The organism is Phyllobacterium brassicacearum (assembly GCF_003010955.1).
GTDB classification, from domain to species: Bacteria; Pseudomonadota; Alphaproteobacteria; order Rhizobiales; family Rhizobiaceae; genus Phyllobacterium; species Phyllobacterium brassicacearum.
Map to the genome: position 1 here is coordinate 67,778 of NZ_PGGO01000017.1, position 26,255 is coordinate 94,032.

The following is a 26,255-nucleotide window of genomic DNA, read 5'->3' on the forward strand; positions in this document are numbered from 1 at the left end:
CTACTCGATTATTAGTTTGGCTACCTGCCACGCGGATCGTGTGTAATAGGTCTGGCTTTGCAGCTGCGGATCGCTGTCGTAAGGATAGACGATAAACAATGGCCCTTTATCGCGGACGGGCATGTATGTCCCATCGCGCTTCAGGGCGAGCACGACCTTAAATTTCTTGAAGTCATCCAGGGGAATGGTGGTCACGTAATCGTTCAGCGCAACTGCCGTCACCTTCGTTCCTGTGGCCCCCACCAGTTCCATAAGTTTATCAAGAGGTACGCCCTCGAAGCGTACGCGGCTGTCGTACCACGGAGTTGCAGTTTCGACGGTTTGCAAGCCGATGTCTTCGAGCATCGCACGGTCGAATTCTGCCGCGGACCCATTGTTCGTGTTTTCAATTTTTCCGGATACAATCAGAATTGCCTTACCTTCCGGCTTAGCAAGTGACCCGGCAGATGCGTTTGAAATCGTGGCGATCGACAACGCCAGGTAAATAAAAAGGCGGATTAAACTCATTCCATTTCTCCATGATGAATTAGGTTAATAGAGCAAATGAGCTAAATCAGCATCAAAAATAAAAGGCTCGGAACTATCCCCAGTACGATTCTCCCTTGCGAGGGTTTTGGGTAAATGCGTCGCAAGCTTGGTGGTGTTAGCGACCGCGACTATCTCGCTAAAATGCGTCGTCTTCATCCCGTCACTCGAACCTGAAGCTGAATGGCCCGCCGCTGACCGGAAGTATCTTCGATTCAAACTCGAAATCCTCCAGTTTGGCGCTGAGCAGAAAGACTCCGCCTGGCGACGCATATGGGCTAAAAATGGGTATTAGGGACTCTTTGAGCGGGACAATTCATCATTCAATTCAATTCGTCTCGGGTTCCGCCCTCATTCGGCAAAAAGGGTTAATTTGCGTTAACTATAAACCTCTTGACGCGACTCGGTTCTTTCCGCAAGTTAGTTACGGTTTCTAGGGGTATCGAGTGAAATAAGCGTTACACGGATTGTGCGGTGTTAGTGCCGCAATGCGGCGTTAAATTGCTGTCCAGCGTTACCCCTTTGGTTTTTCTATCGAATCGGCGCATTGTTTCCTTGCGCTGGCAGAATTTGACTTGACAGGCGTACGGGATCAACACGTGACGATGATGAATGCTGTACAGACAAATCAACAGGAGAGTGTGCAGTTGCCGGGCAGCCCATCCCTGTCTGTTGCCATGTCGGCTGACCGGGCGATAGCGGCAGATGCGGAGATGCTGTCGGGGCAATTGCAGGCGATGCGCAACCGCTTGTTTCCTCCAACTGCGCAGAAAACCCTTCGGAAATTCACCAGCGGTGAAGCAGCGAAGCTGATCGGTGTCTCCGACGGCTACCTAAGGCAGTTATCGATCGCAGGTGAAGGCCCCCAACCGGAAACCGGCAGCGGAGGGCGTCGGCTCTATTCGCTCGCCGAGATCAATGCGTTGCGCCGCCATTTGGCTGAAGCCGGCGGTGCAAAGGCGAAAATCTATCTGCCGCATCGCGACCCTACCGCCAATGAACATATGCAGGTCATCGCGGTTACCAATTTCAAAGGCGGATCAGGCAAAACCACCACCAGTGCGCATCTGGCGCAGCATTTGGCTATGGCGGGCTTCCGCGTCCTTGCGGTCGATCTTGATCCACAAGCGTCGATGTCGGCATTGTTCGGTTATCAGCCTGAACTGGACCTGACGGGGAACGATACGTTGTATGGCGCGATCCGTTACGATGGCGAGCGCCGTCCGCTACGTGATATCATCTGTAAGACCTATTTCGATGGACTTGATCTCATTCCAGGCAATCTGGAATTGCAGGAGTTCGAGCACACGACGCCGCAAATGCTGGCCGACCGTCAACACGGCGCGCAGCCAAGTGTCGAGCAGCAACTGTTTTTCGCACGTGTTCAGGCAGCATTGGATACGGTAGCGGATGATTATGATGTCGTTGTCATCGATTGTCCGCCACAGCTCGGATTCCTGACGCTGTCAGCGCTCTGCGCAGCAACATCGGTCCTTGTGACGGTTCATCCGCAAATGCTCGACGTTGCATCGATGAGTCAATTCCTGTTCATGACGGCAGACCTGCTGGCGGTCGTGCGGGAAGCGGGCGGCGAGCTCAATTTCGATTTCATGCGCTATCTGATCACCCGATTCGAACCCAACGACGCACCGCAGCAGCAAATTGCAGGATTCCTGCGTTCCTTGTTTGGTGACCGCGTTCTCACGTCCTCAGTCGTCAAGTCGACAGCTTTTTCCGATGCCGGCCTGACCAAGCAAACCCTCTACGAGGTATCCCGCGACAGCTTTACCCGAGCTACCTACGACCGGGCAATCGAATCGCTAAGTTCAGTCAATTCCGAGATCGAGAGCCTGATTTTCAAGGCCTGGAACAGGCCGGCGGCGAGGGTGTCATGATGGCAGACAAGAACCGCAGGGATCAACTAAGGGCATTGTTCGGAACGGTGGAGACCATTCCAACACCCGAACACAATCCTATGGAGCCTGATGCGACAGCTCAGCACAGCGCCTCGGTTGAGCCGTTAAAGCCGAGAGCGGCTTCCGGCGCCGTCAAGGCCATGGGCCTGTCGCTCAGTGGTATATCCCGGGAAATCGAAGATGCTCGGCGGCTGAAGGAGAGTTTCGAGGGCTCTGAACGGGTCGTCGAGCTCGATCCGGCTCTGGTCGAAAGCTCCTTCATCGAGGACAGGCTCAGCTACGAATCTGGCCTTGACGAGAGTTTCGAGGAGTTGGTTGAAAGCATCAGGTTGAACGGGCAGCAGGTACCGATCCTCGTTCGGCCACATCCTGACAAGCAAGGGTCGTATCAGACCGCTTACGGTCACCGCCGCCTGCGTGCCGCTGCCCGAGTAGGCAAATCCGTGCAGGCGATTGTTCGCGATCTGACCGATATGCAGTTGGTGCTGGCGCAGGGCAAGGAAAACACTGAGCGGCGTGATCTTTCTTTCATCGAGCGTGCCTTCTTTGCCCGCAATCTCGTTGAGCGTGGCTTCGAGCGAGGTCTCGTACAGGACGCGTTGTCACTCGACAAAGCGGAAATGTCACGGTTTCTCCAGGTGGCCAGTGCAGTTCCAGCGCCGATCGTGCGAGCCATTGGCCCGGCGCCAAAAATCGGTCGTCCGCGTTGGGTGAGGCTGGCGGAATTGCTCAAGTCAGAGAGTGCACGTCAAGCCGCGTCAGACGAGGTCAGGCTTGATGCTTTCAAGGCTGCCGACAGCAATGCCCGTTTCAACCGGATTTTTGAAAGCCTGTTGAAACAGGAACCTGTGGCCGTACCGGCGCAGCAAGCGTCGAGAACTCTTGTTCAGGAAGAGAGAGACGTCAAAGCCTCTGCTGTCGCGCGATTGCGTGCGGATAAGGGAAGACCCGTTCTCACCTTCACCGAGTATGCCCCGAGCGGATTTGCCGAATTTGTGGCGTCTGAGCTCGATCAGCTCTTGAGTCGTTTTGAGAAGCAAAAGCAGAGCTGACGTCAGACTTTTGAGTTTTGTGTAAGCGTTAAACCAAGCGAGAAGAGAAAAGGAACGACGGCAAGAAAAAAGGCCCCCAGAACGTCACCGCCCCGGAAGCCCTCTTCAATGTAGCAATTCGAGAGAATCACTTCCGCTCAGACTTGTCAAGCGTCGGCGCGTTCCGGCAACAGCTTTTGCTTGCCTCAATTTGAGGAAGTGAACATGACTGATCGTTTTGCAACGACGCCATTTGGCGGGCGATCGCTGTCGCACGCCATGTTTGCGGTGCAGGAAAAGACAGCGCGTGCCCGCGAAAAGCTGGCGAATACCGACAGGAATCGCCCGGAAAAGTGGGCATTGTTGCGCTCTCTGACGGAAGCGCGCGGCGCGTTCGTCCTTTCCGATCGTACAATTGCGGTTCTGGAAGCGTTGTTGAGCTTCTATCCGGAGACTCAGCTTGACGGTGCAACGCCGCTGATCGTCTTTCCGTCCAACACGGAACTGTCCATGCGCACCCGCGGCATGTCCCCAGCGACAATCCGCCGTCACTTGGCGTCTCTGGTAGAGACCGGATTTATCATTCGCCGCGACAGTCCCAACGGCAAGCGCTACGCGCGGCGCGGGGAAACCGGTGAAATCGAACATGCCTTTGGCTTTGATCTGTCGCCACTGGCGTTGAGATCCGATGAAATTGAAGCGCATGCTGTTGAAGCACGGGACCTCGCACGGGCCATTCAGCGTGTCCGCAGCGAGATTACTATTCACCTGCGCGATATTTCTAAAACGATCGATTCTGGCGTGAATGAAGAGCGGCCAGGCGATTGGGACATCTATGCGGATGAATTGGCGGCACTCTCGGGTCGCGTCAGCCGGCATCTGCCACTGGCGACGCTCCAGTCGCGTTGTGACGGGCTTGCGCGCCTGCGGGCCGACGTCGAGCGAGCCTATCTTGCATCATTGACTGATAAAGAAATGAGCGCCAGTGACTCTTCTTTTGAGCACCATATTCAGAATTCAAATACAGATCACCATTTTGAAAGGGCACAAGAAAACGGCCAGAAGCCAACGGCAGCGGGTACGACAGAGAATGCGTTACCCGGCAGCAGAGTTGCGATGACGAGGATGCGCAAGCGCCTGGAAGATGCTCGGCGAACCCGAGGGCAGGGCGCGGCCGGCAGCAGTGATGTTTGGCCGGGACGCGAAACGAAACCCGCTCCGATGCCGTTGGAAGCAGTATTAAACGCCTGCCCGCAAATCAGGGATTATGCCCGTAATGGCATCGGGGATTGGCACGATTTCGTCCAGACGGCCGGTCTGGTCCGGTCAATGCTGGGCGTTTCCCCGGACGCGTGGGAAAGGGCACGCGAGACCATGGGTGAAATCAATGCCTCGATCACGATTGCTGCCATTCTCGAACGTGTCGACGAAATTCGTTCCCCTGGCGGTTATTTGCGAGCACTGACAGACCGCGCCGAGATCGGCCAGTATTCGGTGCTCCCGGTGATCAAAGCCCTCAGGGGAGAAGGCCATGCGTGATCAGCTACCTGGCTATCGCGCTAACCAGCCGCCATCGACGGGTAGGACTGTTCCATGCACATAGTCAGAGGCACTGGAGGCAAGGAAAACCGCCGCGCCGCCGATATCGGAGGGCTGGCCCCAGCGTCCGGCTGGAATTCGTCCAAGAATTTGCGCGTTTCGATCCTTATCTTCGCGCAGTGCCGTGGTGTTGTTGGTGACGAAATAGCCTGGTGCGATTGCGTTCACATTGATGCCTTTGGCTGCCCATTCGCAGGCGAGAAGACGCGTGATCCCCGCGAGTCCGCTTTTCGATGCGGTGTAAGAAGGAATACGGATGCCACCCTGAAATGACAGCAGCGAAGCGATGTTGATAATTTTGCCATGCCCTGCTCCTATCATGTGGCGCGCAGCTGCCTGTGATAGGAAAAACGCTGACTTGAGATTAGTGTTCATCACCGTATCCCAGTCTTCTTCCGTGAAGTCGATTGCATCGTTGCGGCGTATGATGCCTGCATTGTTGACAAGAATGTCGAGCCCACCGAGGGAGCGGACCGTCTCTTCAACTATGGAGGAGACCGGCGCGATCGTTCCAAGGTCCGCCATTATGCTGACGAAGCGAACGCCCGTGGTTTCAACGATCGACGTCGTCTCTTCCATGGACGAACGGCCAACTGCGGCGATCGCCGCTCCCGCCTGCGCCAAGGCAACCGCAATTCCCTGCCCGATACCAGTATTTGCGCCCGTTACGACGGCAACTTTGCCTGTTAGATCAAATGGATTTGTCATTAATGAGCACTCCTCTTCATTTCGACCGTAAGAGCTTATTTGTCGACTAACTTCACTTGAATGATCATTTATTTCCAACGAACGAGACCGCATTGGGGCACTGGCAACATCGCGCATCTGAAGTGCACCACGCAATGCTCGAGCCCCTAATCGATTGCGGTTGCAGCCATGGCATGGGACGACCTGATGTGGCGTTGCGTTTTCCGAGCGAGCCTTTCTCAATGCCTACTCTGAGAGCACCGAAACGATTGTCGGCGTGCATTCATGACGTTGCATGGCACAGGATCCAGGACAGCTCAATCGACACGACCGCGCGCCGCAACCGGCGTAATTTCAACGACGTCGTCGCCGGAAATCAAGATCACACTATCGAAGAGGTTCGAGACAACGCAGCAGTGATTGGGGATGATGCGCAAGCGGTCGCCGATCTGCGGTTTTTCTTTGCAGGCTGTGAGGTCGATTGCACCGTGCTCTTCGCTGAGTGAGGTTACAACCGCTTCCGGATATCCGACGACTCTGCCGAATCCATCCAGGCCGAGCGTATCGCTGGTAAGGGCCTTCGAACCAGCATCGACGATCGCTCGGTCGTCTGTCGGACGGCTGACAACCGTAGCGAGCACAGTCAACGCGCAATCGTCCCAGGTTCCAACTCCTTTCGATACCTGAAAGCGATCCATATAGATATATGTGCCAGGGCGATGTTCGGTGGCGCTTGTCACTTCATGGGCCCGCCACATGTCTGGAGATCCGCCGTTCGAAATAGTTCGCGGATCAAGTCCAGCGGCGATTGCCTTGTCCTTGGCCGACGCGAGGAAAGCATCGGTCTCCTCTACTGTCCCTGTCTTGGGGAAGGTCATGAAGCCGGCAAAATTCAGGCGGTCCGACGCTGCGATCAGCCTTGCCAGTTCCACCGCCTCGTCAGGTGTTTGCACGCCGCAACGGCCCATGCCGGTGTCGCACTCGACGAGAACATCAAGGGATTTCGACGTGCCCGTGAATGCTTCGGCGAGGCCGCAGATCGTCACTTCGCTGTCGGCCGTCACGGCTAGCTTGACGCGATTGTTCAGCACGATCAGCCGGTCGAGTTTAGCTTTTCCGATAATGTTGTAAGGGAGGAAGATGTCTTTGATTCCGGCGTCGGCCATCACCTCCGCTTCGCCGATCTTCTGACAGGTAATACCCACTGCACCGAGTTCAACTTGCCGTTTGGCAAAGCGCGGCAACTTGTGTGTCTTGATGTGGGGACGCACCGCCAGTTTGTGGCTGTCCGCATAGGCTTGAAAACGCTGCATATTGGCCTCGGTCCGATCAACATCAATCAGGACAGCAGGGGTGTCAATTTCTGAGAGTTTCACTTTCAGTCTCCAAGCGGAAGGTTGGGCGCATCACTCTTGTGCAGGCCCTGAAGGTTTTTGATACGGCGCATCCGCTCCACGGCGGGCGCACCGATTTTTTCGGCAATAGTCATCGCCAGCATATCGGTCAAGGCAAGCAATGCATATCGTGCGGGTGAGGGACGATAGACATTTTTCCCTTCGTCAATGTGGAACGGCAAGGCGAGTTGCGCAGCCGATGCCAGGGATGAGCCCGGTGCGGTGAAGGCGATTGTCTTCGCACCATACCGCCCGGCAATGGTCACCGCCTCTATCAAAGGCTTGACCTCGCCGGAAAGCGAATAGGCGACGATCACCGTGTCCTTGCTACTGGTTGCAGCTGTCATCTGTTGCATCTCGCCGTCGATATGCGATGAGGCATGGATGCCAAGCCGGAACAGCCGGTTTTCAAGTTCGGTTGCCGCCATGGAGGAAGCGCCGCCTGAACCGTAGGCACGAACCATTCTCGCTCCAACGACAATCTCCGCCGCTCGCTCAAGATCGTCGCGATTGATCAGTTTGGTGACCGTTTCTATGGCATCGGTAGCGCTCTTGGCGATAATTGAAGGGACACTATTTCCCGTCGCGTCTTCTATGGGACCAGGAATGATGAATCGCCCGGCAATCGCCAGTGATTGAGCCAGTTTAACTTTGAATTCGCGCGTTCCGCCAAAGCCCAGCGTCCGGCAAAACCGGGTGATCGTGGGTTCGCTGACACCGGCCTTTTCCGCCAGCCTTTCGATCGATGCATGGGTGGCGAAATCGGCATCCGAAAGGATTGCCGCCGCCACCCGCTGATCGGAACGCTGTCCGGTATCGGCTATCTCCCGCAGGCGCGCGACGATATCGAAATGAGGTGACGCCATGGCGGTCAGATCCGGACCCCTGTTCTGCGGTCAAAAACATGAACTTTCGCTGGATCGATCGTCAGCATCATCTGTCTTCCGGGTTCTGGCGCTATCCGGTCGCGAAACACGCAACGGACACCGATGCCGGCAACTGTGCCAAACAGATGGGTTTCGGAGCCAGTGGGTTCGACGACGGCAACCCGATAGGGAAAAATTTCCTTTCCGTCAGCAAGCCGGAAGTGTTCCGGGCGAATCCCGATCTCGATTTCCTGGCCCGACGCTGCGGCCGTGTCTCCAACAGGAATGGTGAAGCCCTCCTGCGTGCGCATTCGTGGCGCACCGTCACCGCGCTCCAGAGTTCCCGGTATGAAGTTCATGGCTGGTGATCCAAGAAACCCAGCGACGAATTTGTTGACGGGCCTGTCATAGAGTTCGAGCGGCGAGCCGGATTGTTCGATGCGGCCGCCGTTCATCACGACAATGCGATCCGCCATCGTCATGGCTTCGATCTGGTCATGCGTCACGTAAACCATCGTCGTCTTCAATTGCTGATGAAGTGCCTTGAGTTCAGTCCGCATCTGGACGCGCAGCTTGGCATCAAGATTGGAAAGAGGCTCGTCGAAGAGAAACAGGTCCGGTTCTCTTACAATTGTCCGGCCCATGGCGACGCGCTGACGCTGACCACCTGAGAGTTGGCGTGGCAGACGATCGAGATAATCATGGAGATTGAGCGTTTCTGCTGCCCTGTTGACCTTCGCATCAATCGTTCCGGCAGCTTCACGACGTATTTTGGGACCGAAGCCGATGTTCTTGCGCGTGGTCATGTGGGGAAACAACGCGTAGCTCTGGAACACCATGGAGATATTGCGCTGCTGCGGCGCAAGGCCGTTCGACAGCCGGTCACCGATCCACAGTTCGCCAGACGAGATGTCGTCAAGTCCCGCGATCATCCGCAACAGCGTGGACTTGCCGCAACCGGACGGGCCGATCAGGACCAGGAACTCGCCATCTCGAACCTCAAGGTCTACGCCATGCAAGACGTTCATCGCGCCATAGGATTTGACGAGCTGTTTGATCCGCAATCCGGCCATCTCAATTGTCCCCTGCAAGAACGTCGTTGATGAAGCGTAGATTTCCGGCCGTCAGTCCGGCGTCTACCGCAAGCGCCGTACCGGTAATGCCAGACGCTGCCGATGATGCCAGGAACAGCGTTGCCTGTGCCACTTCTTCTGGCGTCACCATGCGCCCCAGCGGATAATGCGGCAACACTTGTCCAAGCAGCTCAGGTCGTTTCTGCAGGCGGTGGTTCCAGGCCGGTGTCCGGACTGAGCCAGGACAAATCGCATTGGCCCGGATGCCGTATCGTCCGCGTTCCACCGCAAGCGCTTTCACGTAGGAGATCAATCCCGCCTTGGCGGCGGAGTAGGCAGGATTGCCAAAATGACTGAGGGCATTGACCGAGGAGATGAAAACGATGTTCCCGCTATTGCGCTTGCACATCGCATCGACAATCGGGGCTGTTATGTGAAACGCGCCATTGAGATTGATGGCGACTTCCCGTTCCCAGACATCACCATCGACCTGATCCAGAGTTTCACCGCGGGTAAAGCCAGCATTGTTAATCAAAACATCAGGAGTGCCATGATCCGTGATGAAACCAATGACGGCTTCCTGGACCTGTCTCCGGTTCGTCAGATCGAACACAAGCCGATGCGCGAGCGGAACCTGCTCCAAGGATTGCCTGTCCTGATCGGCTCCGGACACAACCGCACCGGCAGCAGTGAACGCAGCGATCAGTGCCCGGCCAATCCCGCCGCCAGCACCGGTAATGAGCACGTGCCGATCTTTCAGGCCAAGGAGCTCGTCCAGATTTGTTAAGGTCATAACCAATCTCATTCCCCATGTACGGTCGATGCTGCTTTGATGCCAGCTAACGGCTGTCCATGAAAAAAAGCAACACAAAAACCTCGGTTTTGACCAAATACTGACTTGCATGAAATTAAATTACATTTGAAGATGGCCGTGTTGATTGAAAGCCACGTCCGGGGAAATTGTTGGAGCAATTTCGGGACGCGGCGGAAAAAGTGCTGCCTGTCGAGTAGCCGGAACAAGGGGATTGAAAATGACGATCAAGCAGAAACTATGCCTTCTCGCTGGAGCAAGTCTCATTGCCTTCAGTACAAGTGCCTTTGCCGAGAGCACGGTTCGCGTCACCATCGCCGAGTACAGCAAGGGCACGGGTCCCTACTTCGAAGAGGCTGCCAGGGCCTTCGAAGCGGCCAATCCCGACACGAAGATCCAGATCGAAGTGGTGCCGTGGGACAACCTGCAGCAGAAGCTGACCACCGACATCTCCGCCGGTGCCAATGCCGACCTTTCGATCATCGGCACGCGCTGGCTGCTCGATTATGTGAAGGAGAGCATCGTCGCCCCGCTCGACGAGCACATCACGCCTGACTTCAAGGCCCGCTTCATCGATACATTCCTGTCCCCGTCTGTCATGAACGGCAAGGTCTACGGCCTGCCGATCGCCGCGTCTGCCCGCGCCATGTATTACAATAAGGACATTTTCGCCAAGGCAGGGATCGACACGCCGCCAGCAACCTGGGCTGACTTCAAAACCGCTGCGGAAAAGATCAAGCAGCTCGGCGGCGAGACCTACGGTTTCGGGCTCCAGGGCAAGGAAATCGAGACGGACGTCTACTTCTACTATGGTATGTGGTCGAATGGCGGCGAGATCGTCAAGGATGGCAAGTCCGGCCTCGATTCACAGGCGGCCATCGACACGGCAAAGCTCTACAAGAGCTTCATTGACGGCGGACTAACCCAGCCGGGCGTCACGTCCTATTCGCGTGAGGACGTACAGAACCTGTTCAAGCAGGGCAAGGTCGCGACCGTTATCACCGCTCCGTTCCTGTCGAACCAGATCAAGGCGGAGGCGCCAAACCTCAAATATGGGGTCGCACCCATCCCGGCTGGCCCGACCGGCGACAAGGGCACCTATGGTGTGACGGACTCGATCGTTTTGTTCGAGAACTCCAAGAACAAGGAGGCTGCCTGGAAATTCCTCGATTTTCTGTTCACCACCGAGCAGCGCACCAAGTTCGACAAGGTCGAGGGCTTCCTGCCAGTCAATGCGGAGGAGTCCAGGGACCCGTACTTTGCTGACAACGCCGATCTGAAGGTCTTCACGTCCCTCTTGCCCAATGCCCGCTTCGCGCCGGTCATTCCGGGCTGGGAAGACATCGCCCAGACGACGTCCAATGCCATCCAGAAAATCTATCTGGGTGAGGGCGAACCCGAGGCCACGTTGAAGGAGGCAGCCGCCAAGATCAACGAGACGCTGAAATAAGTCAACACGGGAGGATTGTTCGGCGATCCTCCCCTTCGACCCAATTGCCATCAGCCAGGGAAGTTGAAGCCGATGCAAAGGGCCACAGCCCCCTACATTCTTATCCTGCCGAGTTTCCTCCTGGCGGCCGCCATTATTCTCTGGCCGCTTAAGGAGATTGTCTCGCTGTCCCTGCACGACGTCAATCGCTTCGGCATGCTGCGCGACTTCATAGGGCTCGAGCACTTCCGTGTCCTGTTTGCCGATCCCGACTTCATTGCCGCTACGTGGCGGACGCTGGTCTGGACCGCGGCGGTGGTCCTGGGGACGCTAATCGTTTCTGTTCCGATTGCGCTGATCCTCAACGAGGACTTCTATGGGCGCGGCTTCGCCCGCATCCTCATCATGCTGCCCTGGGCGATCTCGCTGACCATGACTGCGATCGTCTGGCGTTGGGCTCTCAATGGCGAAAGCGGCATGCTCAATTCGGCACTGCGCGGTCTTGGTCTCATCAACACCAATATCCAATGGCTGGCGGAGGCGTCGACTGCATTCCCGATGCAGATTCTCATCGGCATCCTTGTCTCGGTTCCTTTTACGGTCACCATCTTCCTCGGCGGACTTTCCTCCGTTCCGGACGATCTCTACGAAGCGGCGGCGACGGAGGGAGCGGGGAGCTGGGACCAGTTCCGGCTGATCACATTGCCGCTGCTCCGGCCCTTCATTAACATCGCCTTTGTATTGAACACTATTTACGTTTTCAATTCCTTCCCGATCATCTGGGCGACGACGCAGGGCGGACCGGCCAATTCGACCGATATTCTGGTCACATACCTCTACAAGGTCGGCTTCCGGATCGGCAGGCTCGGCGAAGCCGCTGCCGTCTCGTTGATCATGTTCGCCATTCTTCTGGTTTTCACCATCATCTATGTGCGGCTGGCGATGCGTGAGGCGAAGGCATGAGCAGGAAACTCAAGCGTTCGATCCTGTTCTGGCTGCTTCTTTCGCCAATCGTAGTGGTGATCCTGTTTCCCTATGCGGTGATGACCATTTCGTCGTTGAAATCCGCGACGGAAGTGCTCAACCCGAACTGGTGGCCGTCGGAACTACGCTGGGAGAATTTCCCCGAGATGTGGCAGACGTCCGGGATTGCCGAGGCGTTGGCCAATTCCCTTTACGTATCGGCACTGTCAACGGCGTTGACCATCCTCGTGTCGATCCCGGCCGCCTATGCACTCAGCCGCTACCAGTTCGCCGGGCGTGATGCATTCCGGCAGTTTTTGCTTGTCTCGCAGATGCTGTCGCCGATCGTCCTCGTCATCGGCCTGTTCCGGCTGGTTGCTGGCGCCGGCATGATCGACAGCCTGAACGTACTGGTCGTCATCTACACTGCCTTCAACATCGCCTTCTGCGTGTGGATGCTGCAGAGCTATTTTTCGACGATCCCGCGGGATCTCGAGGAAGCCGCGTGGATGGAGGGAGCGAGCCGCTGGCGCACGCTGATCGCCGTGTTCCTGCCCCTGGCGGTGCCGGCGATGGTCGTCACGGCGATCTTTACATTCATCAACGCGTGGAACGAGTTCGTCATTGCCTTGACGATGCTGCGTACAGAGGGCACGTACACGTTGCCGATACGGGTCTTTTCGCTCGTGGCCGGGCGCTACACCGTCGACTGGCACTATGTCATGGCCGCGGCCTTCGTCGCCTCCGTGCCCGTCGCCATTCTTTTTGCATGGTTGCAGCGTTACCTCGTACGCGGGCTTTCCATTGGCGCCGTCAAATAAACAGCATAGGGATACAGATCATGACCAAGCAGCATTTCGGAACCTCGCATGTGCCACTGTCGCCGGCGGTGCGGGCAGGGGATTTCATCTATGTCTCCGGCCAGGTGCCGGTCGGTTCCGACGGCACAGTGATTATTGGCGGCATCGAAGCGCAGACGAAACAGGTGATGGACAACGTCAAGGCAGCTCTGGCCCTTGCCGGCGCCGAGCTTTCCGATGTGGTGAAGACCTTCGTCATCCTCGAAGATGCTCGCGAGTTTGCTGCCTTCAACAAGGTGTATGCTACCTATTTCCAAAAGGATCCGCCCGCCCGCACGACGATAGAATCGCGGCTGATGATCGACATCAAGATCGAGATCGAAGCCACCGCCTACAAGCCACTCTGAACGACCGATAAACAGGCATACCATGCGCATTTTTACCGCGTCCCTCGCGACTGAAACCAACACGTTCTCCCCGGTGCCGACAGACCGCGCCAGCTTTGAAATGGCCTTCTATGCGGGCCCCGGCGAGCACCCCGAGACCCCGACGCTCTGCTCTGCGCCAATGGTGGTGTTGCGGCGCCGGGCGAAGGCGGAAGGCATCGAGTTGATCGAGGGAACAGCGACCTGGGCAGAGCCAGGCGGCCTGTTGCAGCGACAGGCCTATGAGGGTCTGCGCGACGAAATCCTCAGTCAGCTCAAGGCGGCGATGCCGGTTGATGGTGTCATTCTTGGGCTCCATGGCGCCATGGTGGCGCAGGGCTATGACGACTGCGAGGGTGACCTGCTCGAGCGTATCCGTGCCATTGTCGGACCCGACATTCTGGTTGCTTCCGAGCTCGATCCGCACAGTCATCTGACCCGCAAGCGAGTGGCAAATGCCAACATCCTCGCTGCGTTTCTCGAGTTCCCGCACACGGATTTCTACGAGCGCGGCGAGCATGTGGTCGATCTCGCCCTGCGTGCGCTGCGTGGCGAAATCCAGCCAGTCATCTCCACCTTCGACTGCCGCATGATCGGCGTTTATCCGACGAGCCGCGAGCCGATGCGCTCCTTCGTCGATCGCCTGAAGGCGCTCGAGGGGCGCGACGGCGTTCTCTCCATCTCGGTTATTCATGGCTTCATGGCCGGAGACGTGCCGGAACTTGGGACGCAGATCATGGTCGTGACCGACAACCAGCTGGACAATGGTGCAAGACTTGCCAAAAAGCTGGGCATGGAACTCTTCGCCATGCGCGGTACCACGGCCATGCCGATGCTGGACACCGAAGCCGGGCTTGATGCGGCGGTGGCGCTTGTGGCAACGAAACCCGGAAAGCCGGTTGTCGTTGCCGACGTCTGGGACAATCCCGGCGGCGGTGTCGCTGGCGACGGTACGTTGATCCTGCGCCGTATCATCGAAGGGGGTATTGGCAATGTTGCCGTGGCGACAATCTGGGATCCGATCGCAGTGACCTTCTGTCTCGCAGCAGGGGAGGGTGCGCTGATCCAGCTTCGCTTCGGCGGCAAAGCCGGGCCAGACGGCGGCGCTCCGATCGACGCGCGTGTCAAAGTAATGAAAGCGGTCGAGGAAGGGTGGCAGAGTTTCGGCAAGAGCCGGGTGACGCTGGGACCTGCGGTAGTTGTTCGGCTCGAAGGGACAACGATCGACGTGATCCTCAACACCAACCGGACGCAGACCTTTGAGCCGGATATTTTCTCTAATATCGGCATTGATCCCCAGTCGAAGGACATCCTGCTGGTCAAATCGACCAATCATTTCCATGCGGGCTTTGAACCGGTCGCTGCAGACATCATCTATATCGATGCGGGCGCGCCGTACCCGTCCAATCCGAAGAAGACGGATTATCGCAAACTGTCGCGGGAAATCTGGCCGCGTGTCGATATGCCGTTCTGACTGTCAAAGAACCGGGTGTGGTATCCCCCTGCTACGCCCGGCGAGGTCGACTGTGCAGAACATTTGAAGTTACATACCATCGTGGTTCGCCGCCTCGACGAGCCAGTCTCGAAAAGCCGTCATGGCCGGTATCTCGGAACGTGATTGCAGTCGCGTCAGCCAATAGCTGCCCATCGTCACGGTGGTGTCGAAGGGTTGCCGGATGATCTCGGCGCGAAGATGACGGGAAAACATCAGTGGCGGCGCCAGGGCAACGCCGGTGCCCTGCAATGCGGCTTCCATCATGGCAAGGGAGGAATCGAAAACGATGTCCTTGGGCAGAAGCATCCTTGCCGAGACGCCCGCTGCCGTAAACCATTGCGGCCACTCATCCGCCCGGTAGGAACGCAGCAGGGTGTGCTTGATCAGATCGGCCGGAGCTTTCAGCTGCTCTGCGATCTCCGGAATGCACAAGGGAGACAGCGGCGCTTCAAGAAGCCGTAACGCGTCAACCCCATGCCATGCCCCGGTACCGAAACGTATTGCATAGTCGAGGCCCTCGGCGGCGATATCCACGCGGTTGTTGTTTGTCGAAAGACGCAGGTCAATGAACGGATGTTGGGCTTGAAAGTTGCGCAAGCGGGGCAGCAGCCAGCCAACCGCAAGCGTCCCGACCGCACCGACCCGTAGAACCTCGCGATAGTGCCCGCCTTGGAAGTGCTCCAGCGTTCCGGCGATTCGGTCAAAGGCTTCACGCAAGGCCGGCAACAGCGTTTCACCTTCGCGCGTCAGCATCAGACCGCGCGGCAGCCGATTGAAAAGGGTAACGTTCAATTGGCTCTCGAGGCTCTTCACCTGATGGCTGACCGCTGCCTGCGTGACACGCAACTCGATCGCGGCGTTGGTGAAACTCAAATGTCGTGCCGATGCTTCGAACGCACGAAGTGCATTCAGGGGCAGATGAGGACGGACCATGGATTTACCCAAATTTTTCTAATGGCTCACGCAAAATATCGTCGTTTGTCCGGCCTGTACAGATTGCGTATATCCCGCGATGCCCGTTCCGGCCAACGGTCGTGTAAGGCACATCCGAGCCGGTTTCACGCACGTCGACGGGGATACTGTTCAATTTCAGTGCCGCAAACACGTGTCGAAGACCGCCGACACCATGTACATCAGGAGTATGTAGCTGCCATGAGAAAAATTTCTGCTCCAAAGCTTGGGATTATCGCTGCCGTTTCTCTTGTGTGCGGCGCCAACGTCTATGCTGCCGACAATGGAGGCCCGGGTGAAATCGAGCACATTGTCAATGACGCGATCCACCCTGTCATGGAGGAGAACAACATTCCGGGAATGGCGGTGGCCGTGACGGTCCGGGGCAAGCGCTACTTCGTCAATTATGGGGTCGCCTCGAAGGACAGCCGGCAAAAGGTCAGCAAGGATACGATCTTCGAGATCGGTTCGATCAGCAAGACCTTCACCGCGACCCTCGCTTCCTACGCGCAGGTGATTGGAGCCCTGTCTCTCTCCGACAATGCGAGCACATATCTGCCGGCTCTTGCCGGAAGCAGTTTCGACAGGATCAGCCTTCTCGACCTCGGCACCTATTCAGCCGGCGGTCTGCCGCTGCAATTTCCGGACGATGTGACCGACCAGAAGGAAATGATCGCCTACTATCGCAACTGGCGCCCATCATCCGTTGCCGGCACCCATCGACAGTACTCGAACCCGAGCATCGGCTTGTTTGGCTATCTGGCTGCCGAGAGCATGGGCCAGCCATTTGATGATCTGATGGAAAAGAAGCTCTTGCCGATGCTTGGCCTCTCCAACACCTACATCCATGTTCCTCAGAACCAGATGAGCAATTACGCCTATGGTTATTCGAAAGTCGGTAAGCCAGTCCGGGTGACGCCGGGCGTCTTCGATGCAGAAGCTTACGGTGTGAAGACAAGTGCTGCAGACCTGATCAAGTTTGTCGAGGCAAACATTAGCGGTGCGGGGCTGGATGAAACCCTGCAGCGCGCCATCGCTGCAACGCACACCGGCTATTTCAGGGTCGGCGACATGACCCAGGGCCTGGGCTGGGAGATCTATGACTATCCAACGGATCTCGAGCGGTTGCTGGCAGGTAATTCTTCTGACATGGCCCTCAAGGCCAACAAGGTGGAGAAACTTGCCTCACCCATTCCGCCGCAGGAGGATGTGTTGATCAACAAGACCGGTTCGACCAACGGCTTCGGCGCCTATGCCGCGTTTGTGCCCGCCAAGGGTATCGGCATCGTGATGCTGGCGAACAAGAACTACCCCAATGCAGACCGGGTGAAGGCGGCATACCGGATAATGACTGCGCTGGACCGCAGTCTGGAGTGACGCGTGGAACGCCGCGTCGCCTTCCGCTACGGCCTGATGGATACCCGCCATACGTGGCGGGTTTCGGCTTTTTTGACCTCGGCAAAATGACGGACGGGCGTTGACACTCCCTTGCATTCATGTTGAATTGGCACAATGGTCCAACCAATTTAAGTGAAGCACCTCGTGATCAGTCCGATCCTGGCTCCGGTACACACACCATCGCGCGACGACGCAGTCCTGCTTGCGCTGGTAGACTTCGTAACGGGCGAGGGACTGCGGCCAGGCGATCGCCTGCCGACCGAACGCGTGCTCGCGGAACATCTGAAAGTGAGTCGAACGACGGTGCGTGAAGCGTTGACGCGGTGGCAGGAGCTCGGGCTTGTCGAGCGACGGCAGGGCAGCGGCACCTACCTGAAGTCGGCGGTGACGCGAAATATGCTGCATGTGCCGCTGACGCTGCCCTCCGGCAATGATTTCAACAGCCTGATGCACACGCTGGAGATACGCCGCGGTCTCGAGGCCGAAGCGGCGGTCCTCAGCGCCGAGCGGGCAAGTGACGAAGATATTGCGTTCATCGAGCAGAAGCTCATCCAGATGGAGGAGGCCTTCCACGCCCGCCATGGCATGTCCGCTGACGAGGACTGGGATTTCCACCTTGCAGTATTCCGTACTTCGGGCAATCCGCTGTTCGAGCAGATCATCGCCGCCATGTATGAAATGTTCCACCGGTTCTGGGAGCATCCACTCGGGGTGCGCGACTTCGGCCATGCGAGCTTCCCCTATCACCGCACGCTGTTCAACGCCATTGCCGCGCGCGATCCGGTTGCTGCGCGTGCCGAAGCATTGAAATTGATTGCCACCGTCGAGGATGACCTCAGGCGCGGTGCTGCAAACCTGAAAAAGCAGAACAAGAAGAGCTGAGAATGAGTGACAATCCCTATTTCCACGATCAGGACATGATGGCGCAAGCCGCAACGCTGCTTGCCCATGACGAGCCGTTTCCCGGCGGTTCGGTCGTTCCGCCGATCTACCAGACATCACTCTTTACGTTCGCGAATTATGCGGAGATGGCCGACGCCTTTGCCGGGCGCAAGCGCCAGCCGATGTATTCGCGCGGCGACAATCCGACCGTGATGGAGTTCGAGGCCAAGATCGCCGCGCTTGAGGGAGCGGAGGCTGCACGCGCCTTCTCCAGCGGCATGGGTGCCATTAGCGCTATGGTGCTGGCCTTTGTCGGGGCAGGGGAGCGCATCGTCGCGGTGCGCAATTGCTATGGCGACGCCTACCGGCTGTTCGAGCGGCTGTTGCCGCGTCTCGGCATCAAGGTCGACTATGTCGACGGCTCCGATCCCGATGCGGTGGCTGCTGCATTGCCGGGCGCAAAGCTGCTCTATCTCGAAAGCCCGAGCTCGATGATGTTCGAGCTGCAGGACATAGCCCACTATGCCAGGCTGGCGAAGCAGCATGGGATCGTCACCACAATCGACAATTCCTGGGCGACACCGTTGTTCCAGAAGCCGATCAGCCACGGCATCGACCTGGTCATGCACTCAGCGTCGAAGTATCTCGGCGGTCACAGTGATACGGTCGCCGGTGTCGTCGCCGGCTCGAAGGAGATGATCGAGCAGATCAACGGCCGGACCTATTCCTACCTTGGCGCAAAACTCTCGCCGTTCGAGGCCTGGCTGCTGCTGCGCGGATTACGCACGCTAACCTTGCGCCTGCCGCATCACATGAAAAGCGGGCTTACCATCGCCGACCGGCTGAAAGCACATGAAAGCGTCGAGCGCATCATGCATCCGGCCTATTCCAACCATCCCGGCAAGGCGACGCTGACGGGCTATTCCGGCCTGTTCTCCTTCGAAGTCACCGAGGATATCGATGTTCCGGCCTTCGTCGACGCGCTCAAGCTGTTCCGCATCGGTGTCAGCTGGGGCGGTCACGAAAGCCTCGTTGTCCCGGCCCTTGCCTCGCTGCAGCAGACGCCGGACGCAAATTCGATCGGGCGCTTCGGTGTCAGCCCGCGAACCATCCGCCTTCACGTAGGTCTCGAAAGTGTAGAGGAGCTTTGGGCGGACCTCATTAATGCACTGGCAACAGCAAAACGCTGAACTTCGGAACTATCCAAAATGGGAGCACGATAATAATGCAAAAACGAATGGGAACATTTCTGGCGGGCGCGATTGCCGCCCTGTCCATGACCGTATCGGCAGCCTTGGCCGACACGACGATCAAGATGGTGGAGGTCATCTCCAGCCCGCCGCGCACCGAACTTCTGAAGAAGCAGATCGCCAGCTTCGAGCAGGCAAATCCAGGCACGAAGGTCGAGCTTGTCTCGCTGCCCTGGGGGCAGGCATTCGAGAAATTCCTGACCATGGTGCAGGCTGGCGACACGCCCGACATCGTCGAGATGCCGGAACGCTGGATGGGCCTTTACGCCACCAACGGCCAGCTCGAGGATCTCGGGCCGTATATGGCCAAGTGGAAGGATGCCGGGACACTCGGCGACCGGGCCAAGCAGTTCGGCTCCGTGGTCGACAACAAGCAGTACATGATTCCCTACGGCTATTATGTCCGCGCCATGTTCTGGAACAAGAAGCTGTTCGAGCAGGCAGGCATCAAGGAAGCGCCGAAGACACTTGACGAGTTCATGGAGGCGAACAAGAAGATCTCGGCCATCCAGGGCAAGTATGGCTACTGCCTGCGTGGCGGGCCCGGCGGTTTCAACGGCGTCCAGATGTTCATGAACATCGCCAATGGCAAGGGCGGCTATTTCAACGAGGACGGCACGGCGACCCTGAATGAGCCGGGAGCTATCAACGGTCTTCAGATGCTGGCCGATATCTACAAGAACGGCTACGCGCCGAAGGACAGCGTCAGCTGGGGCTTCAACGAGGTGGTCACCGGCTTCTATTCCGGCACCTGCGCCATGCTTGACCAGGATCCGGATGCGCTGATCGGCATTGCCGAGAAGATGAAGCCCGAGGATTTCGGCGTCGCGCCCCTGCCGACCGGACCGAACGGCAAGTCCTACCCGACGCTGGGCTATGCCGGCTGGGCGATGTTCGCCAATTCCAAGGTCAAGGATGACGCCTGGAAGCTGATGGGCACATTGTTGTCACCGGAAGACAATCTCGAATTTGCCAAGAATGTCGGTGTTATCCCTATCCACAATGGCGCTGACAAGGATCCATATTTTGGTGCTGACAGCTTCAAGGGATGGTTCGAGGAAATGAATGACCCGAAGACATTCGAGTTCGTTACGCCGCCAACACACCTGGAAAACCTTGGCAATTTCTATGACTCGGTTTCGGTCAAGAACTTCCAGGAAGTCCTGCTTGGCCAGAAGACGCCCAAGGCGGTCGCCGACGAATGGGCTGCGTTCCTGACCGAACAACAGCAGGCCTGGATGGCCAAAAACAAGAAGTAACGTGACCTGAAACGATGCTCCGGTGCCGTACGCCGGAGCATTTACTTTGCTTTCTCCAATCCAGAACGGATGGCGATGGCCGGGGACAATTTGGCAAATGAGGGGCCGAATAACATGGTGATACAATCGACGGCGGCGGGCCTGCCGCAGGACAGCGGAAGGAAGGGCAAGCGCAGCCTTGCCACCGCGTTCGAACCATGGCTCTACCTGAGCCCCGCACTCGTACTGCTCCTGCTGGTGCTCGTCGTGCCGCTGATCTTCGGCATCAGCTACTCCTTCCGCAAGTTCTCCGCCTTCAAGTCAGAGTTTGTCGGTCTCGCCCAATACCAGGCGATGCTGCACGACCAGGTGCTCGGTCAGGCCTTGATGAACACCCTGTGGTGGACGGTCGCGAGCCTCGTCCTGCAGTTCTTTCTCGGTCTCGGTCTCGCGCTGCTTCTCGACAAGAATTTCGCCGGCAAAAAGTTTGTCCAGGCGATCGTCTTCCTGCCCTGGGCGGTCCCGTCCTTCCTGTCCGGCCTGACCTGGGCCTGGCTGTTCAACCCTATCGTCGGACCTTTACCCCACTGGCTTTATGCGCTCGGGCTGAAAGCGGAGCCGACCAATATCCTGTCCGATCCGGCGACTGCTATGTGGGGGCCGATCATCGCCAATGTCTGGTTCGGCGTTCCGTTCTTCGCCATTACGCTGCTGGCGGCGTTGAAATCGATCCCGGGCGAACTGCATGAGGCCGCCGCGATCGACGGCGCCAATCCGTGGCAGCGCTTTACCAAGGTTACGCTACCCTTCCTCGCGCCAACCATCGCCATCACCGTGATGCTGCGGACGATCTGGATCGCCACCTTTGCTGACCTCATCTACGTGATGACCGAGGGCGGTCCCGCAGGGTCAACCAATACGGTCGCGACCTATATCTATGTCAGCGCCTTCAAGACTCTTGACAAGGGCTACGCATCCGCGGTTGCCGTGCTGCTGCTGGCGCTTCTCATCCTTTATGCGATCGTCCTGATCCGCATCCGCAAATCGCTCGTGAGGTACTCCTGATGATTGCCGGACGCTCCCGTAACGCGCGCATCCTCGGCGGCATCGGCCTCTATGCTGCCGTCGGCGCCTATGTCATCTTCGCACTCTTCCCACTGTTCTGGACACTGAAGATTTCGGTCACACCGCAGTCGCTGCTTTATTCGGAAGGCATCACGATGTGGCCATCAACCTCGACGTGGGAAAACTACGCCACGGTGCTGCGCGCCACGGACTTCCCGCGTTATTTCCTCAACAGTGTGATCGTTTCGGTTATCACCGCGATCCTCGTAACGATGATTGCCGCCGCGGCGGGCTATGCCATGTCGCGTTTCTCGTTCCGCGGCAAGACGACGGTTGCCGTGACCCTCTTGCTGACACAGACCTTCCCGCTGGTCATGGTTATCCCGCCAATGTATCGCATCATGGGTCAGCTTGGACTTACCAATAGCCTGACCGGCCTCATCATCATCTACACCGCCTTCAACATCGCTTTCGCGACCTTCCTGATGCAGTCGTTTTTCGACGGCATCCCGAAAGACCTGGAGGAGGCGGCGATGATCGACGGCTGCAGCCGCTCGCAGGCATTGCGCAAGATCATCATCCCGCTGACACTTCCGGGCATGGGCGCAACCCTGGGCTTCGTCTTTACGGCCGCATGGAGCGAACTGCTGTTCGCGCTGATGCTGATCAGCAGTGACAGCCAGAAGACCTTCGCGGTCGGTCTGCTCACCTTCATCGGCAAGTTCGCCGTCGACTGGGGTCAGATGATGGCGGCCTCCGTGCTCGCACTGATACCGGCCTGCCTGTTCTTCGCCTTCCTGCAACGCTACCTCGTGACGGGCCTTACGGCCGGTGCGGTCAAGGGCTAACAGCTAACAAGGGAAACAATTCGATGGCTTCCGTTACCATCTCCAATGTCCAGAAAAACTATGGTGCCATGAATGTGCTCTCGGCTGTCGACCTTTCGATTGCCGACGGAGAATTCGTGGTCCTCGTCGGCCCTTCCGGCTGTGGCAAGTCTACGCTTCTAAGAATGATAGCAGGGCTTGAAGAGATTTCCGCCGGCGAGATCCGGATCGGCGACCGTGTCGTCAATGACGTGGCGCCAAAGGATCGCGATATCGCCATGGTGTTTCAGTCCTATGCGCTCTATCCGCACATGGATGTGGCCGAGAACATGGGCTTCAGTCTCACGCTGCGAAAGACGGCAAAGGACCTGATCATGAACCGCGTCGGCAATGCAGCCAAGCGGCTTGGCCTCGATGTCTTTCTCGAGCGGCTGCCGAGGCAGCTTTCAGGCGGGCAGCGCCAACGCGTAGCCATGGGCCGCGCCATCGTCCGCGATCCAAAGGTATTTTTGTTCGACGAGCCGCTCTCCAATCTCGACGCCAAGCTGCGGGTGCATATGCGCACGGAGATCAAGGCTCTGCACCAGCAGCTGAAGACGACCTCCGTCTATGTCACCCACGACCAGGTGGAGGCCATGACCATGGCCGACCGCATCGTCGTCATGCATGACGGCGTGATCCAGCAGGTCGGTACGCCGCTCGAACTCTATGATCATCCCGCCAATCTTTTCGTCGCCGGGTTTATCGGCTCGCCCGGTATGAATTTTCTGCCTGCCGTTGTGAGCCGGCAGGGCGCCAAGGTGGCGGCAGAACTTGCCGACGGGCAGATGATCCCATTGCGGCCCGAGCTCAGGGTCGAGGATGGCGACCGGGTCACCGTTGGTGTTCGCCCGGAAAATATCGAGGTTGGTGGCAGCGATGCTTTGACGGCGAAGATCGAGGTCATCGAGCCGCTTGGCCTGTCGACGCAGTTCTATGCGAAACTGGCGGATCAACAGATTTGCATATTTGCCATGGGCAGGACGGACCGGGGCCCGGGCGACACGATCAGTCTTGGTATCAACCCCACGGCCGTGCACGTGTTTCACGCAAAAACAGGTATCCGACTCCCGTAAGGGAAATTCCCAGGCTACCTGCCCGATTGCCTGGAATATTATTCCCCTAGCGTCGCTATTTCTGGTATGAATTTTGCCAAACAGTGTGTGCCGACAGCGTTGAATGCCTGTGCAGCGGCACGCCAAAGTGACATTTTTCGTTCACTTGCCAAAGGCATATTGGCCCGCAGGCATATAGCAAACGGATGGAAACAAAATGAACTGGCTGAAATCACTCCTCGTCGTCGGCGTCCTTGCAATCGTGCCTGCCCAGGCCCAGGCCGCATCCAATCTTGAGCAGGTCAAGGCGGCAGGCGTCCTCAAGATCGGCACGGAAGGCACCTATGCGCCGTTCACCTATCATGACGCATCGGGCAAGCTCGTCGGCTTCGACGTGGAGATCGGTGAGGCGATTGCCAAGAATCTAGGTGTCAAGCCCGAGTTCCTCGAAGGAAAATGGGATGGGCTGATCGCCGGTCTCGACGCCAATCGCTACGACACGGTCATCAACCAGGTTGGTATCACCGAGGCGCGCAAGCAGAAGTATGATTTCTCCGAACCTTATATCGCGTCGAAAGCAGTGCTGATCGTCAAGGGCGACAACGACGAGGTGAAGAGCTTCGCGGATTTGAAAGGCAAGAAGTCGGCGCAGTCGCTCTCCAGCAATTTCGGCAAGATCGCCCAGGAAGCCGGTGCCGAGCTCGTTGGGACAGACGGTTTCGACCAGTCGATCCAGCTCGTCCTCAACGGCCGTGCCGATGCGACGATCAATGACAGCCTGTCCTTCCTCGATTTCAAGAAACACAAGCCGGACGCCAATGTGAAGATCGCGGCCGAGCAGGAGAATGCGGACTACTCCGGCATCATCATCCGCAAGGGTGAACCGGATCTGCTCGCCGCTATCAACAAGGCACTCGAGACGATCAAGGCGGACGGCACGTACCAGAAGATCGCCGACAAGTACTTCGGCCAGGACGTTTCGAAGTAACACCGTTTACGATCAGGATTATTTACGCTCTAAGAGGGCAGGGAGCAAAACTCCCTGCCTTTGTCTTTGGAGGGGAGTACGGGCCTTGCCTCATTGGCTGACGTTGATGCTTGAATCGCTGCCGTCCCTGCTGTGGGCGGGGCTGATTTTCACTATCCCGCTGACATTGCTGTCTTTTGTACTCGGTCTGACAGTCGGCCTCATAGCCGCACTTATCCGGCTTTTCGCGCCGGTGCCATTTGCGGCGATCATCAAGTTCTACGTGTGGATCATTCGGGGTACGCCGTTGCTCGTGCAATTGTTCCTGATATTCTATGGCCTGCCCAGTGTCGGCATTGTGCTCGACGCCTTCACCGCAGCGCTGATCGGTTTCACGCTTAACATCGGTGCCTATACGTCGGAAATTCTGCGCGCGGTCATTTCCTCGGTTCCAAAAGGGCAGTGGGAGGCCGCCTATTCGATTGGCATGAGCTGGGGCCAGGCGATGCGCCGGACGATCCTGCCGCAGGCTGCAAGGGTTGCCGTGCCCCCCTTGTCCAATACCTTCATTTCGCTCGTGAAGGACACGTCGCTGGCGGCGGCCATTACTGTGCCTGAACTGTTCCAGGCCGCGCAGCGCATTGTTGCCACGACGTACGAGCCGCTTATCCTCTATGTCGAGGCAGCGCTCATTTACCTCGCCTTGAGTTCAGTGCTGTCATCATTGCAGGCGCGGCTGGAGAATCGCCTCAACCGGTATGGCGGCTTCCTGGAGGCACGGTCATGATGATTGAGCTGAAGAACATCGAAAAGCGCTTCGGCGACCATACTGTCCTGAATGACGTTTCCCTCAGCGTTGCGGAAGGTGCGGTCATGGCGCTGGTCGGCCCATCGGGCGGCGGCAAGAGCACCCTGTTGCGTTGCATCAACCTGCTGGAAATCCCTACGTCTGGATCGGTGGAGATTGCCGGTGACAGGCTCGAGTTCCAGCCCGGCCTCAGACTGAACGCCAGGTCGGTGCAGATGCTGCGCCGCCACACGGGCATGGTGTTCCAGAATTTCCAGTTGTTCCCGCATCGCACCGTTGTCGAGAACGTCATGGAGGGGTTGGTCACTGTTCTCAAATGGCCGAAGGCAAGGGCGCACGAGCGGGCAACGATGCTGCTTGAAAAAGTTGGCCTCGCGCACAAGGCTGGCGCCTGGCCGTCGACGCTTTCGGGCGGACAGCAACAGCGTGTGGCCATAGCTCGCGCACTGGCACCTTCGCCGAAGGTCCTGTTGTGCGACGAGCCGACTTCGGCACTCGATCCGGAGCTCTCGGGCGAAGTGGTGGACGTGCTGGCACAGCTTGCACGGGAGGGGACGACCATGGTCATGGCGACGCATGATCTGCGCCTTGCGTCGAAGATTGCCAATGAGGTGATTGTGCTGGACGGCGGCGTTATCGTTGAAACCGGGACATCGCGCGAGATCTTTACCCAGCCGAAGCGGGAGCGCACCAAGCGGTTCATAGCGACGCTGACGCACGAGGAAGGGCATACGCACGGGGAGGGCATCTGAAGAAGGGCT

25 protein-coding genes are annotated in these 26,255 nt (G+C 57.7%); 18 read left to right on the forward strand and 7 right to left on the reverse strand.

The genetic code is table 11. The annotated features are described in order from the left end of the window. Nucleotides 1-507 carry a putative pterin-binding protein gene (locus tag CU102_RS20380; RefSeq protein WP_106712934.1) on the reverse strand — a complete coding sequence of 169 codons (507 nt, stop codon included), beginning with the start codon at nucleotides 505-507 and terminating at the stop codon, nucleotides 1-3. 695 nt (nucleotides 508-1,202) lie between these two features. Between CU102_RS20380 and repA the strand changes: the two genes are divergently transcribed. From repA to repC, 3 genes are all read left to right on the forward strand, one after another. Further along, nucleotides 1,203-2,420 carry a plasmid partitioning protein RepA gene (gene repA, locus CU102_RS20385; protein ID WP_106712980.1) on the forward strand — a complete coding sequence of 406 codons (1,218 nt, stop codon included), beginning with the start codon at nucleotides 1,203-1,205 and terminating at the stop codon, nucleotides 2,418-2,420. Then, nucleotides 2,420-3,493: a plasmid partitioning protein RepB gene (repB, locus tag CU102_RS20390; protein WP_425351579.1), complete on the forward strand. Its 1,074-nt coding sequence runs from the start codon at nucleotides 2,420-2,422 to the stop codon at nucleotides 3,491-3,493. The genes repA and repB overlap by 1 nt, the downstream gene beginning before the upstream one ends. Before the next feature lie 204 nt (nucleotides 3,494-3,697). After that, on the forward strand, nucleotides 3,698-5,011 hold the full coding sequence (gene repC / locus CU102_RS20395; RefSeq protein ID WP_106712936.1) for a plasmid replication protein RepC: 1,314 nt from the start codon (nucleotides 3,698-3,700) through the stop codon (nucleotides 5,009-5,011). Between the two features lie 12 nt (nucleotides 5,012-5,023). Here the strand turns inward: repC and kduD are convergent, their stop codons facing one another. The 5 genes from kduD to CU102_RS20420 form a co-directional block, all read right to left on the reverse strand. Further along, nucleotides 5,024-5,779, reverse strand: a complete 756-nt coding sequence (kduD, locus tag CU102_RS20400; protein ID WP_106712937.1) for a 2-dehydro-3-deoxy-D-gluconate 5-dehydrogenase KduD — start codon at nucleotides 5,777-5,779, stop codon at nucleotides 5,024-5,026. A 296-nt stretch (nucleotides 5,780-6,075) separates the two neighbouring features. Further along, nucleotides 6,076-7,134 carry a D-TA family PLP-dependent enzyme gene (locus CU102_RS20405; RefSeq protein WP_106712938.1) on the reverse strand — a complete coding sequence of 353 codons (1,059 nt, stop codon included), beginning with the start codon at nucleotides 7,132-7,134 and terminating at the stop codon, nucleotides 6,076-6,078. Nucleotides 7,135-7,136: 2 nt separating this feature from the next. Further along, nucleotides 7,137-8,018 carry a MurR/RpiR family transcriptional regulator gene (locus CU102_RS20410; RefSeq protein WP_106712939.1) on the reverse strand — a complete coding sequence of 294 codons (882 nt, stop codon included), beginning with the start codon at nucleotides 8,016-8,018 and terminating at the stop codon, nucleotides 7,137-7,139. Between the two features lie 5 nt (nucleotides 8,019-8,023). After that, nucleotides 8,024-9,091, reverse strand: coding sequence for an ABC transporter ATP-binding protein (locus CU102_RS20415; protein WP_106712940.1), 1,068 nt, complete (start codon nucleotides 9,089-9,091; stop codon nucleotides 8,024-8,026). Between the two features lies 1 nt (nucleotide 9,092). Next, the gene (locus tag CU102_RS20420) at nucleotides 9,093-9,884 is read right to left on the reverse strand and encodes an SDR family oxidoreductase (protein WP_106712941.1); all 792 of its coding nucleotides are present in this window, start codon (nucleotides 9,882-9,884) and stop codon (nucleotides 9,093-9,095) included. Between the two features lie 238 nt (nucleotides 9,885-10,122). Here CU102_RS20420 and CU102_RS20425 point away from each other — a divergent pair, with 238 nt between their 5' ends. The 5 genes from CU102_RS20425 to CU102_RS20445 all read left to right on the forward strand — a co-directional run bounded on the left by CU102_RS20425 (nucleotide 10,123) and on the right by CU102_RS20445 (nucleotide 14,993). After that, nucleotides 10,123-11,352, forward strand: a complete 1,230-nt coding sequence (locus CU102_RS20425; protein ID WP_106712942.1) for an ABC transporter substrate-binding protein — start codon at nucleotides 10,123-10,125, stop codon at nucleotides 11,350-11,352. Nucleotides 11,353-11,424: 72 nt separating this feature from the next. Further along, nucleotides 11,425-12,294, forward strand: a complete 870-nt coding sequence (locus tag CU102_RS20430) for a carbohydrate ABC transporter permease (RefSeq protein ID WP_106712943.1) — start codon at nucleotides 11,425-11,427, stop codon at nucleotides 12,292-12,294. Continuing rightward, on the forward strand, nucleotides 12,291-13,115 hold the full coding sequence (locus CU102_RS20435; RefSeq protein ID WP_106712944.1) for a carbohydrate ABC transporter permease: 825 nt from the start codon (nucleotides 12,291-12,293) through the stop codon (nucleotides 13,113-13,115). The genes CU102_RS20430 and CU102_RS20435 overlap by 4 nt, the downstream gene beginning before the upstream one ends. 17 nt (nucleotides 13,116-13,132) lie before the next feature. Next, the gene (locus CU102_RS20440; RefSeq protein WP_208113871.1) at nucleotides 13,133-13,501 is read left to right on the forward strand and encodes a RidA family protein; all 369 of its coding nucleotides are present in this window, start codon (nucleotides 13,133-13,135) and stop codon (nucleotides 13,499-13,501) included. Between the two features lie 22 nt (nucleotides 13,502-13,523). Next, nucleotides 13,524-14,993 (forward strand): M81 family metallopeptidase, encoded by a 1,470-nt coding sequence (locus tag CU102_RS20445; RefSeq protein ID WP_106712946.1) that lies wholly within the window; start codon nucleotides 13,524-13,526, stop codon nucleotides 14,991-14,993. A 69-nt stretch (nucleotides 14,994-15,062) separates the two neighbouring features. Here the strand turns inward: CU102_RS20445 and CU102_RS20450 are convergent, their stop codons facing one another. Then, entirely contained in the window at nucleotides 15,063-15,947 is an 885-nt protein-coding gene (locus CU102_RS20450) for a LysR family transcriptional regulator (protein WP_106712947.1), read from the reverse strand. 219 nt (nucleotides 15,948-16,166) lie between these two features. Here CU102_RS20450 and ampC point away from each other — a divergent pair, with 219 nt between their 5' ends. The 10 genes from ampC (at nucleotide 16,167) to CU102_RS20500 (ending at nucleotide 26,246) form a co-directional block, all read left to right on the forward strand. Further along, on the forward strand, nucleotides 16,167-17,342 hold the full coding sequence (gene ampC, locus CU102_RS20455; RefSeq protein WP_106712948.1) for a class C beta-lactamase: 1,176 nt from the start codon (nucleotides 16,167-16,169) through the stop codon (nucleotides 17,340-17,342). A gap of 165 nt (nucleotides 17,343-17,507) precedes the next feature. Continuing rightward, complete coding sequence (locus tag CU102_RS20460) at nucleotides 17,508-18,245, forward strand: FadR/GntR family transcriptional regulator (protein WP_425351578.1); 738 nt, start codon at nucleotides 17,508-17,510, stop codon at nucleotides 18,243-18,245. A gap of 2 nt (nucleotides 18,246-18,247) precedes the next feature. Continuing rightward, nucleotides 18,248-19,435 carry a PLP-dependent transferase gene (locus CU102_RS20465; protein ID WP_106712949.1) on the forward strand — a complete coding sequence of 396 codons (1,188 nt, stop codon included), beginning with the start codon at nucleotides 18,248-18,250 and terminating at the stop codon, nucleotides 19,433-19,435. Between the two features lie 47 nt (nucleotides 19,436-19,482). Next, nucleotides 19,483-20,754 (forward strand): ABC transporter substrate-binding protein, encoded by a 1,272-nt coding sequence (locus CU102_RS20470; protein WP_166648524.1) that lies wholly within the window; start codon nucleotides 19,483-19,485, stop codon nucleotides 20,752-20,754. 114 nt (nucleotides 20,755-20,868) lie between these two features. Continuing rightward, nucleotides 20,869-21,798, forward strand: coding sequence for a carbohydrate ABC transporter permease (locus CU102_RS20475; protein WP_106712982.1), 930 nt, complete (start codon nucleotides 20,869-20,871; stop codon nucleotides 21,796-21,798). Then, nucleotides 21,798-22,646 (forward strand): carbohydrate ABC transporter permease, encoded by an 849-nt coding sequence (locus tag CU102_RS20480; protein WP_106712951.1) that lies wholly within the window; start codon nucleotides 21,798-21,800, stop codon nucleotides 22,644-22,646. Before CU102_RS20475 ends, CU102_RS20480 begins: the two co-directional genes overlap by 1 nt. 23 nt (nucleotides 22,647-22,669) lie before the next feature. Continuing rightward, nucleotides 22,670-23,740, forward strand: coding sequence for an ABC transporter ATP-binding protein (locus tag CU102_RS20485; protein ID WP_106712952.1), 1,071 nt, complete (start codon nucleotides 22,670-22,672; stop codon nucleotides 23,738-23,740). A gap of 196 nt (nucleotides 23,741-23,936) precedes the next feature. Beyond that, nucleotides 23,937-24,707 carry an amino acid ABC transporter substrate-binding protein gene (locus CU102_RS20490; RefSeq protein ID WP_106712953.1) on the forward strand — a complete coding sequence of 257 codons (771 nt, stop codon included), beginning with the start codon at nucleotides 23,937-23,939 and terminating at the stop codon, nucleotides 24,705-24,707. Between the two features lie 85 nt (nucleotides 24,708-24,792). Continuing rightward, on the forward strand, nucleotides 24,793-25,473 hold the full coding sequence (locus tag CU102_RS20495) for an amino acid ABC transporter permease (RefSeq protein ID WP_106712954.1): 681 nt from the start codon (nucleotides 24,793-24,795) through the stop codon (nucleotides 25,471-25,473). After that, nucleotides 25,473-26,246: an amino acid ABC transporter ATP-binding protein gene (locus tag CU102_RS20500; protein WP_106712983.1), complete on the forward strand. Its 774-nt coding sequence runs from the start codon at nucleotides 25,473-25,475 to the stop codon at nucleotides 26,244-26,246. Before CU102_RS20495 ends, CU102_RS20500 begins: the two co-directional genes overlap by 1 nt. The last annotated feature ends 9 nt before the right edge of the window (nucleotides 26,247-26,255 follow it).